General features: G+C 43.6%; 9 protein-coding genes and 1 riboswitch. All 9 genes read right to left on the bottom strand.

Annotation, left to right across the window (positions count from 1 at the left end):
• Window positions 1-127: 127 nt before the first annotated feature.
• The 9 genes from TY49_RS19530 to TY49_RS19490 all read right to left on the bottom strand — a co-directional run bounded on the left by TY49_RS19530 (window position 128) and on the right by TY49_RS19490 (window position 10989).
• Window positions 128-1360, bottom strand: a complete 1233-nt coding sequence (locus TY49_RS19530) for an aspartate kinase (protein WP_041967586.1) — start codon at window positions 1358-1360, stop codon at window positions 128-130.
• Between the two features lie 161 nt (window positions 1361-1521).
• A riboswitch (Lysine riboswitch) is annotated at window positions 1522-1699 on the bottom strand.
• Between the two features lie 69 nt (window positions 1700-1768).
• Entirely contained in the window at window positions 1769-3541 is a 1773-nt protein-coding gene (gene uvrC / locus TY49_RS19525) for an excinuclease ABC subunit UvrC (RefSeq protein WP_041967583.1), read from the bottom strand.
• A gap of 15 nt (window positions 3542-3556) precedes the next feature.
• Window positions 3557-5020, bottom strand: coding sequence for a glycosyltransferase family protein (locus TY49_RS19520; RefSeq protein ID WP_041967582.1), 1464 nt, complete (start codon window positions 5018-5020; stop codon window positions 3557-3559).
• A 108-nt stretch (window positions 5021-5128) separates the two neighbouring features.
• A complete protein-coding gene (locus tag TY49_RS19515) occupies window positions 5129-6058 on the bottom strand; it encodes an FTR1 family iron permease (RefSeq protein ID WP_041967581.1) in 930 nt (309 codons plus the stop codon).
• A gap of 38 nt (window positions 6059-6096) precedes the next feature.
• Window positions 6097-6846 (bottom strand): hypothetical protein, encoded by a 750-nt coding sequence (locus tag TY49_RS19510; protein ID WP_041967580.1) that lies wholly within the window; start codon window positions 6844-6846, stop codon window positions 6097-6099.
• 50 nt (window positions 6847-6896) lie between these two features.
• Complete coding sequence (locus tag TY49_RS19505) at window positions 6897-7682, bottom strand: glycosyltransferase family 2 protein (protein WP_041967579.1); 786 nt, start codon at window positions 7680-7682, stop codon at window positions 6897-6899.
• Entirely contained in the window at window positions 7672-9138 is a 1467-nt protein-coding gene (locus TY49_RS19500; RefSeq protein WP_041967578.1) for an alkaline phosphatase family protein, read from the bottom strand. The genes TY49_RS19505 and TY49_RS19500 overlap by 11 nt, the downstream gene beginning before the upstream one ends.
• Window positions 9135-10055 (bottom strand): lysylphosphatidylglycerol synthase transmembrane domain-containing protein, encoded by a 921-nt coding sequence (locus TY49_RS19495; protein WP_052442240.1) that lies wholly within the window; start codon window positions 10053-10055, stop codon window positions 9135-9137. The genes TY49_RS19500 and TY49_RS19495 overlap by 4 nt, the downstream gene beginning before the upstream one ends.
• Window positions 10039-10989: an NAD-dependent epimerase/dehydratase family protein gene (locus tag TY49_RS19490; protein ID WP_041967577.1), complete on the bottom strand. Its 951-nt coding sequence runs from the start codon at window positions 10987-10989 to the stop codon at window positions 10039-10041. The genes TY49_RS19495 and TY49_RS19490 overlap by 17 nt, the downstream gene beginning before the upstream one ends.
• Window positions 10990-11073: the final 84 nt, after the last annotated feature.

The raw sequence follows: 11073 nt of genomic DNA, 5'->3' as shown, positions 1-11073 counted from the left end.
GTTAAACAGAGAACATACTTATCTTTTATGTGCCCGGTTGCTTTCCTTTTTTGCTAAACGGGGAACATATACACAAAAAGCTTTCCTGATACTGCTCACACCAGGAAAGCTTCTTTTAGCAACTCTCTTAATTCGTCTTAACAGCTTCTGAGTAAAGCTCAAATGCTTCATGCAATGATTCTACTGCGTTTACCATTTGTTTTTCATCGACTACGGTAGAAACTTTGATCTCGGATGTGCTTACCATCTTCACCTGGATACCGTGCCCTTCAAGGACTTCAAACATCTTGGCAGCTACACCTGGATTTGAAACCATTCCTGAACCTACAATCGACACCTTTGCAAGGCCGGTTTCGGATTCGACCGCCTGATAGTTTAATGCTTCCTTATTGCGTTCCAATACGTCCAATACCTCCGGGAGGTCGTTACTCTTAATGGAGAACGAAATATTGGCTAACCCAGCTTCTGTACGGCTCTGGACGATGATATCGACATTGATGTGGTTCTGTGCAAGTGTTGTAAATATAGTTGAAAGTCCTTTTAATGATGTGCTTACTCCAAGGACTGATACTCTCGTGATTTGGTCTTCAAACGCTACTCCGCGTACGATTAGATTCTGTTCCATTTCATTCTCCTCCTCGATGATCGTGCCTCTTTCTTTTTCCATGCTGGATCTTACTTCAAGTGGCAATCCATAGTTTTTCGCAAATTCCACCGCACGCGGATGAAGCACGCCTGCCCCAAGATTTGCCAACTCTAGCATTTCATCATAGGAAACACTCAGCAATTTTCTCGCGCTTTTCACATATCTTGGGTCAGTAGTGAACACGCCGGTCACATCGGTATATATATCGCATTTATCAGCCTTCAAAGCCGCTGCAAGTGCTACTGCCGTTGTATCTGACCCGCCGCGTCCAAGTGTGGTGATTTCACCATCATCAGTTACCCCCTGGAATCCCGCGACAATGACCACCTTGCCACTCTCTAAATCCCTGGCAATCCTGTCGGTCTCAATATCGACAATCCGGGCGTTCCCGTGAACTGCTTCCGTTTTAATTCCAGCCTGCCAGCCTGTATAGGAAACGGCATCAATGCCATTTTGCGCCAATGCCATGGAAAAAAGTGCGATCGTAATTTGCTCTCCTGTTGTCAAAAGCATATCCATTTCTCTTTTTGATGGCGCGCTGGAAATATCATTCGCCATATCGACAAGGTGGTCCGTCGTCTTGCCCATTGCTGAGACGACTACGACCACATTGTTTCCGTTCTGAAGTTCCTCCGCTGTCCTGCTTGCTGCGTTCCTGATCCTTTCGACGCTTCCCACCGATGTTCCACCGAATTTCTGTACAATCAATCCCATACGTTTCCCCTGCCTCTTCATTCTGTATTTTGCCTCTACTAGAGTTTCATGGCCACGCCGCATATGTATTTTTCCCTGTCCTTCTTTAAAAAAGGTCCATAAAAACAGAAAAAGCAATGGAAGTGGCTCCCATTGCTTGATAAACGTGTATATACGCTGCAACATGAGATAGCACTCCAAGATGGCAATCTTGACAATCCAGCGTTTATTCAACGAAGGACCAGCGAGAAAATCGATAGGTATTTCCCCACTTCGGCGAACATCCCCTTTCAAAGTCCATCAATGAATCCTACAATTCTCCTGACTTTTACTCTTGAAGTTCGCACCTCTATCTTCACTTTAATGCTCTAAAGTGATAGCTATATGAAATTTTTATCATTATAGCACACCTAAAAATAGAATGCTACATTAATTCTGTAATTTCTGATATAGTTCCTCCGCAACATTAGCTGGAAGGCCGGCAGCATTCAGCTCTTCCAAAGAGGCTTCCCTCATTTTTTTCACCGAGCCGAAATGCTTCAACAGAGCTTTCTTGCGCTTTTCGCCAATGCCCGGGATATCATCAAGCAGTGATTGAAAAGCACTTTTGCCCCTTAACTGACGGTGGAAGGTAATCGCGAACCGGTGGACTTCATCCTGAATTCTTTGCAACAGGTAAAACTCCTGGCTGTTTCGCGGCAGTTCTATTACCTGCAGCGGGTTACCATACAGCAGCTGAGAGGTCCTGTGCTTGTCATCCTTAGCCAAACCGGCAATAGGAACGTCAAGCCCAAGTTCATTCTCAAGAACATCACGTGCTGACTCGATATGACCTTTTCCGCCATCGATTATAATCAAATCCGGAAGCGGCAATCCCTCTTTCAGGACACGTGTATACCTCCGCCTCACAACTTCCCTCATCGATTCATAGTCATCCGGACCTTTGACTGACTTAATCTTATATTTGCGGTATTCCCTTTTTTCGGGCTTGCCGTCGATAAAAACAATCATCGCTGATACCGGATCGGTTCCCTGTATGTTGGAGTTATCGAAGGACTCAATCCGATGAGGGGTGTAGATGCCCATTTGCTTGCCTAGGTTTTCAACAGCCTTGATGGTCCGTTCCTCATCACGGTCAATTAACGAAAACTTCTCTTTCAGGGCGATACCGGCATTCTTGGACGCTAAATGGACGAGCTCCTTTTTCTTTCCGCGCTGCGGTTTTAGCACTTTCACTTCAAGCAGACCCTCTGCTAGTTCAAGGTCCACGCCCTCAGGAACCAATACTTCCTTGGGCTTAAAATGCTCATTTTTTGAGTAAAATTGGCCCAGGTATGTGAGAATATCTTCTTCAGGTTCATTGTAGATCGGGAACATCGAAACCTCTCGTTCGATCAATTTTCCCTGACGGATAAAGAAGACCTGTACACACATCCAGCCCTTGTCGACAGCATAGCCAAATACATCCCGGTCGGTAAAATCAGTCGTGGTCATCTTCTGCTTTTCCATCGTAGCCTCAATATGGACGATCTTGTCGCGAAATTCCTTGGCACGTTCAAAATCAAGTTCTTCGGCAGCCGCAGCCATTTTTACCGTTAAATCTTCCTTGATTTCTTTATATCCCCCGTTGAGGAAACGTGTAATCTCATCTGTAATCTGCTTATACTCTTCCTTGCTTACGTCCTTGACACAGGGAGCAAGGCACTGCCCCATATGATAATAAAGGCAGACACGGTCAGGCAGCGTAGAACACTTCCGGAGCGGATAAATCCTGTCCAGCAGTTTTTTCGTCTCATTCGCCGCCTGTACATTGGGATATGGCCCAAAATATTTGCCGCTGTCCTTCTTTACTTTTCTCGTAATAATCAGCTTTGGATGCCGTTCGGCAGTCAGCTTGATGAACGGATATGTTTTATCATCCTTGAGCATGATATTATATTTTGGGTCATATTTCTTGATCAGGTTGATTTCAAGAAGCAGCGCTTCCATATCGGAGGAGGTGACGATATACTCAAAATCCTCAATTTCATTAACAAGACGGAGAGTTTTTCCGTCATGCGATCCTGTAAAATAAGAACGCACCCTGTTCTTCAATACCTTCGCTTTCCCAACGTAAATGATGGTCCCCTGCCTGTCCTTCATCAAATAACACCCTGGCTGCGCAGGGAGAAGAGCAAGCTTATTCCTGATCTGTTCATTCATGCCGTTCACCTCCTGTTACGGTGTCCATTTATATAGAATAATCTTATGATAGACTGGGTCAAAAATTTTATCTGACGTAAATGTTTCTACCTTCTCGAGCTTCCCACCAGGATCAAAGCCCTGGGAACGGAAGCCGTCCACAACACTGTTCGTTAAATAAATCGTCTTACCTTTATATAACCCTTGGTCGTGAAGGAAATTCCTATAGGTAAAAATCCGTTTATGCGGAAAATCCATTTCCAGATACTGAAGCACCCTCGTTTCTTCCCAAGTATAAAGAACGAACCCCTCTGGCTGCTCCTCCAAATAATGCGCAAGCTGATAGACTGCTGGTTCGATTGCAGCCTGTTTTTGAATATAACTTGTAGAAATCATTGCCTGGGCAATGATAACGGTGACTACCAAAAAACTTGCATACACCCCTGCCTTTTTTTTAAAAAAGACGGTCAAACCAACAAACACGAGCAATAGCGCGATTGGCAGTATATGCCTCGGCTTTTCAATATTCTGGGCAAAAAGTGCCCAGACGCCATAAGCGAACAGCAGGATTGCACCCAATAAAAAGCTGCATTCCTTATAAACTTTACTTTTGGATACTGGCAAAAAAATTAATATGCCGATAACTATATATAATACCATCAAAACAGTTGTTCGTGAAAAAATTCCCCACCACAAAATGTTGGTAAACAAGAATGCTTTAGTCCTTGCCCACATGGACAGTTCATTGGATACCGAAGTGCCTCCCCACTCCTGAAAATGCCCTCCAGTAAATCCAAAAGCAAGCTCAAGGAAGTTAACGAGTCCACCTTCAGTAATGATCAGCCCTCCAACCCAGATTAACTGAAACAATCCAGCGGTGACCACATATTTGATAACACCGCCCAGGCTAATCTCCCTTTTTGCCCATTTTCTATATAAAAGATAAACAAGCCCAATTCCCATCGGAATGTAGCTTAGCCTGATCCCCAATAGAACACTGAATAAAAACAGTGGAAGCAGCATCCATTTGCCAGCTGGTCTCGACTCTGCTGCCGCGATACTCCAGAAGAACCACCAAAAGGCAGCAAGTGCAGCACCCTCTGACATTGGCTGGTTCACAATGATCAGTGGATAACTGACAGTATATATAGCAGCCGCGACAAGAAAGGCACTTACACCGGGAATATATCTTTTAGCGAGGAAATACACAGGCAAAATCGAGCTGCCGTAAACCAACACATTAAATAAAACCAATGCCTGATTTGGGGTATCTGCCAAAAAATTGATAAGCATACCACCAAAAATAAAGTATGGATACCCGGGAAAATGCGGCTGCATCGCTCGTAGGTCATACCTGTCCATTGCCAGGGTAAAGTCAACTTGGTCCCAGGAGGATACGAATGGATTAAGTGAACTCAACTGGGCGACGAAAACGTAAAGGACCGCCATTGAACTCAATCCAACCACGATTACTCTGTTCGTTTTTTCTAAATTCATCATTTTACACCAACTAACTTCCATGGAAATCATTTTTACGTATGAAAAAAGTACAAGGAAATTCCCTGTACTTTTTTGGAGAGAGGATCATAAAGCCTCGAATCTAATTGATTATTTAACTTGTGGGTTCAATACTACTTGCTTATTCTCTGCAGCATTGCTTTCAACAGCCTTCACTTTCTTAGGGCTGCGTGATGAAGTCAGCAGGTAGATCGCCGCAAAGTATCCGATATACGCAATGACTTCTTCAATCGAAGGCATCGATGAGTATCCAAACAGAGCCTTCAGGAAGATGCCCACATCACCAGAGATAAGCGGAGCAACACCAGTATCACGGAGATAATGTGCATAGTCAATCGGGTGTTCAGGCAATAGCCACGTTATATCGTAAACATGGTACATAACGCTGCCGATTATGTTCACATCCTGCATCATTGAAATTGCCTGAACAAGCAATCCAGCAGAAATCAGGATGATGAATGCACCAGTGATTTGGAAGAACGTTTTTAGCTTAACCTTCATCGTACCTTTGAAGAACATGTAAGAGACGCCAACAGCAAGCAATGTACCAGTGATTGCTCCCCATCCCTGCATGGCAGCACCGATGTTACCACCTGTGATTGCCGCAAAGAAGAAGACCGTTTCAATACCTTCCCGCAGGACGACAAGGAATGAGTGGATGACCATGCCAACAATGTTTCCTGTCGAGATGAATTTCTTCATTTTCCCTTCCATGTTGCCTTTAAGATCCTTGCTATGGCTCGCCATCCAGAATACCATCTGGGTCAAGAGTACAGTAGACACGATCATAATCCCGATTTTTAAATAAATTTCACTGCCCATTGCCGCGAAACCTGTAAATACGACCTGGAACAGGATCGCAACCCCGATACTAGCCAGAACAGCAAGTCCGGCACCCAGCCAGACATACTTTGTATATTTTGGATTACCGGTTCTCTTTAAGTATGTTGTGATGATTCCGATGATTAATAACGCTTCCAATACTTCACGAAAAGTAATCAATAATGCTTGAACTTCCATTGCTGATTCTCCCCTCTCCAAGGTGTCATCAAAATTTATTATCTACTTCTCTTAATACCAATAACGACAATCGTACCAATGACCGCGACAATCAGGATCAAAGGAATCCAGTTACGGATATTCGAACGATCTGTCCAGTCCTTTTTACCAGGGCCCTCTTCTTCTTCTGTATCTGTAAAATGGCCGACTTCCAGGTTTGGAAGATCGAATTCGTTTTGCAATGCGTTCAGGATTTCCTCTTTCTTCTCTTTAAAAATTTCTATGTCAGAAGGTTTCTTCCCGACTCCAAAAAGTCCGGGATTTCCTAGTGCTTCCAGTGCAGCATCAAAGTCGGCCTTTATTGCTTTGTCTGTTTCAGGGTTACTTGCTCCTACCTTTGGCGAAAGCGCCTGATATGTAGCATAACCTTTTGCCAGCAGCTTCTTTGATGTATCATACTCCTCAAAACTCTTTTCAATGCTTTCAAGCCTTCTTGCAACATTCAACACGAGGAGTTTTTCCATATTCTCAATAGTTGCTTCTTTATCTTCTTCTTCCAAACTTTTCATGATAACTTCCCCTGGCTCGGTTCCCATATGCATATCGATCTCTTCTTTAACCGTTTCAAACAGGGATGTTGCAGCCGAGAAGTTTGGAGGGTCCTCATCCAGTTTCAACTGCATTTCCTTATAGACTTCCGCAACTTTCTCTTCATTGGGATCACCATATGAATAAGCATTGGCAGTCATAGGAATGCCGTTAATGAGAATCAATATCAATGAAAAACAAAAAAATATGGCTTTTTTCATTTGCTGTTTCCCTCCTACAATGATAATGATAATGATTATCAATATGAATGTCAATCATATTTGACAACCGTCACTTTTTTGTCACTATTTTTACTATTTTTAGATTGGGATTGACCTGCTCCAACTATCTTTGATACGGGCCTGGACATTTCACGGTACACAGCCGGCACGACATTCGTCATATATTTCTTGAATGAAATGAACGATGTTCCAGTGGTCCTGACCCTGTATTTGATCGGCACTTCAAGCACCCTGAATCCTTTTCTGACAAGATTGAGTGTCAATACCTGAGCATAATTGTAATCATGGATGATTTCAGCATGCTGTAGCACTTTTCGTGAAAAAGCCCTCATTCCAGACTGCCCGTCAAACAACCACTTTCTCAACAATAATGTTTGCAGGAAGGTAAAAAAATAATTACCCATCCTGCGATGAAATTTCATTCCTTTGATTGTTCCCATAAACCGGGAACCCATTGTATAATCAGTTTCTCCATTTAGTATTGGCTTAACAATGTCTGGGATTTGCCATGCGGGATATTCACCATCAGCATCAATCATAACGCCGACATCAGCTCCCATGTTAAAACATTCCTCAATGCCTTTCCTTACCGCGGCTCCCAGACCGCGGTTTTTTTCAAAACTTATGATATGGTCGGCGCCCGCTTTTTTCGCTTCAGCAACCGTGGCATCCGTTGACCCATCATCAATGACCAACACTTCCACTTGATCAGCTCCGGCAAAACTGCGTGGAATGTTTTCAATTACTTCACTAATTGATTCTTCTTCGTTGAAAGCCGGTAAAAATACGATAACCTTACTCAATTTAACTCTCATCCTTCTCTGCTTTTATTGCATCCATTAAAACTTTCCCCCTGCTGCTGGATGGATATGGTGCACCCATGAGATAGGAGATTGTCGGTGCCAGTGAAACCAGACTATGTTTTTCCTGGACTTTAATCCCCCTGGCAATATGCGGACCATGCATGAAAAATGGAACAAACCGTTCTCCTTCATCCAGATGCCCGTGCCCGCCGATGCCATCAGCTTGTCCGTGGTCAGCACAGACAACAAGTGTGGTGTTCTCCATTTTCCCTTCAGCTTCAAGCCAGTGTACAAACTCTTTAATCAAGGCGTCTGCTTCTTCAATTTTTTCAATATAATCATCATAGAGGACACCGCGGCTATGACCAACCTGGTCCGTACCGATCATCTGGACGATGAATAAATCTGGATCCTGTTCGTCAATGATCTTTCTTGCCCTCGCAAGCATATTTGTGTCTGCCTTGTCCTTATGCATGACAGCGGTAACTGTCTCGACATCACTGCCCATCGCATCAACGAGATGTGCTATGCCAAGGAGTCTCCCTCTTTTGCCCACTTTGCGAAGCGAGTCAAAAATTGTTTCTGTATTGACCCCAAGCTTATACACCATATTTGATTTAATGCCATGCTCAAACGGATAGGTTCCGGTGAACATGGAACTAAAACAAACCACGGTCCTTGCAGGGTAAACTGTTTCCATATTCAAATATTCTGTACCATTTTCTTTTAACTGATCAAGAAATGGCGTATTTGCCTCATAAAAGCGTTCTTTGCGCATTCCATCGATGACGATGACAATGACCTTATCTGACAGGCAATTGTCAGGTACTTTTGGCCCCTCATCCTTCGTATAGCCCTCATACGCTTTTGGCTTCCAGTCAAACAAATACTTGTGGAGAATGAACGCAAAAAGCAGTACAAAACCATAAAACAGGACAATATCAAGCAATGGCACACTTGCGCCACCTGCTAATGCAGTGAATGACAGTTCCCAAACAGAGAGCAGGAGAAATACTTTTGGAAGCTGCTCCTGGGCATTGCCGCTGGTAGAGTCACTATTCTTCAAAACAAGCTTCCAAAATCTCGTGAAGTTAAGCCATGAAGTACCAATCCTGAGGTGATAATAAAACGTGCCCCAGAAAAACACTGTAAAGAAAAAGTATAATCCAGCAGCGAAAAGCAGCAGGTTTATATTAAGTTCAGGCCAAGCGATAATAAAAACGACAAGTGGAATCCACAGATAGTTTCTTAAAAAAAGTGGAAAATCATAAACAAAATACATGATGAATAACGGTAGCACAGTCAAGAGCGCGAGTAAAAACTCTGTGATCCCAGCTGTATTGCCCAAATCTCCGAGATGAAATAATACCATTGTGCCAACTGTAAAAATTGGCGTGAAAGGCTTCCCTTCATTAAGTAAATTCCAGCTTCGGGCCGCGAATTTTTCAAACTTTGAAGCACTTTTCATGATTCGGTGCCCCTTTCTCTAGTCCATTTTTTCAATAAATCCGTCGGCACAGGATAAGCAACCAAGGCAATCCCTCCAACGATGAATGAAAATAAATATTTCAGTCCATGGGTAATCAGCGCAGCTGTATACGCATTTTCTGCGGCTATCCCATTGGCTCCCAATGCGAAAACCATAATGGCCTCATAGCTGGCAATTCCTCCAGGTGTAATTTGAAAAATCTGCCCCGCAACCGTGATACTGTTTACCCAGATAGCCTGTACGAAACTGATTATGCCACCACCATTTAATACAACCCCATAAATCACTGCAGCTTCCAGCATCCAGCTAATTAAGGTCAACCCAATGATCCAGATTCCCCGCCAACCAGAGAAGGCAGTTTTCATTATAGATATTTGTCTGTCAAAAAAAGCCCGGAATTTAAAGTAAAGAATGATAGTGAATACGAATCCTATTACTCCAATCCATAAAAGTACCTCGCCCTTCAGGGGCAGTTCAAGAAAAGCGAGACCAGCCGATGCCATAGCAAAGAGGATTGCCGTATCCATCACCCGCAGGATAACCACCGAATTAAATGCTTCATGCCCAGTAATACCAGGCTCCCTTGCTTTCATCACACCGATCCGCGCAAAATCTCCTGCTTTGACAGGCAGAAGGTGGTTCAGCAACAAGCTGTAAAACAGGCCGTACATGCAGGTTGAAAGGCGTACTCTATGGTTCAAATAAAGCTTCCAGGCAAATCCTCTTGCCGTAAAAGCGAGGAAATAACTGCTAAAAATAAACAATAGCACACCAGGTTTCGTTAGGATGACTTTTATTTCAGCGAGGATCCTGCCTGCATCAAGATATAAAAACGTCATGATCAGAAATGCCGAGATCAGCAGGATGGCGGTTAGTTTCTTAAAGGAAGTCTTCATACTGCTCAGCCCATGCCACAGTTTCTGCAATTCCTTTTCTAAAGTCCGTCTCTGGTTCATAGCCAAGCAATTCACGTGCCAGGGATATATCTGCCCATGTCCTATCCACGTCTCCGGCACGATTTTCTTCACGCCTTAGCTTCATATCAGGATAGTAAAGCTTGAGCTCGTCCAATAGCTGATCCATCGATACCGGCCTGCCAGACCCGATATTGATAATTGCGCTTTGCTGCAAATTTTGCAGTGCAAGGCCAATGCCATTCACAATGTCACTCACATATGTATAATCACGAGTACCACCCTGGCCAAAAACCGTAATCTCTTCCCTGTTCTTCAATTTCTTTATGAAATTGGCGATCGCCATATCAGGTCTTCCCCATGGACCGTATACGGTAAAGAATCTGAGGATTTTAACATCCATTCCATAAAGGTGGCCATACACATGGCAAAAGGATTCAGCAGCGTATTTTGAGGCCGCGTATGGAGAAATAGTTTTGCCAGAAGCCATCTCCTCCTTAAATGGTGTATTTTTCATCATTCCATAAACCGATGATGAAGAAGCAAAAATGACCTGCTTCACACCTGCCTGCCCCGCTCCTTCAAGTACGTTAACGGTTGCCTTTACATCATAATCTATGTATTCGAGAGGACGAAGGATTGAGTATGCCACACCGGGCAATGCAGCGAGGTGCACAATCGCATCCGGGGAGATTTTTTTGATAATGCTTATGGTATCATCGCGGTTGAGAAGATCCGTTGGATAGAATTGATAATCCCCTGCTTCTTTAATTACATCAAGATGCTGCCTTTTTCTCTCAACAGAATAATAGGGATGCAAATTATCGATGATCGCCACCTCATGCTGCTCCTTGAGCATTTTGAGTGCAAAATGGCTTCCGATAAAACCCGCTCCCCCGGTGATCAATATTTTCACGATTACACCTCTTTCTTTCCACAAGCCATTTTACCATAGTATTTCAAATTTTAAGCGAAAATAGAGCCGCATCGCTGCGGCTCT

The sequence above is a fragment of the Mesobacillus selenatarsenatis SF-1 genome (genome assembly GCF_000813125.1).
Lineage (GTDB): Bacteria > Bacillota > Bacilli > Bacillales > Cytobacillaceae > Mesobacillus > Mesobacillus selenatarsenatis.
The sequence above is the reverse complement of the archived record's forward strand: the minus strand, read 5'-3'. Positions and strand labels throughout refer to the sequence as shown.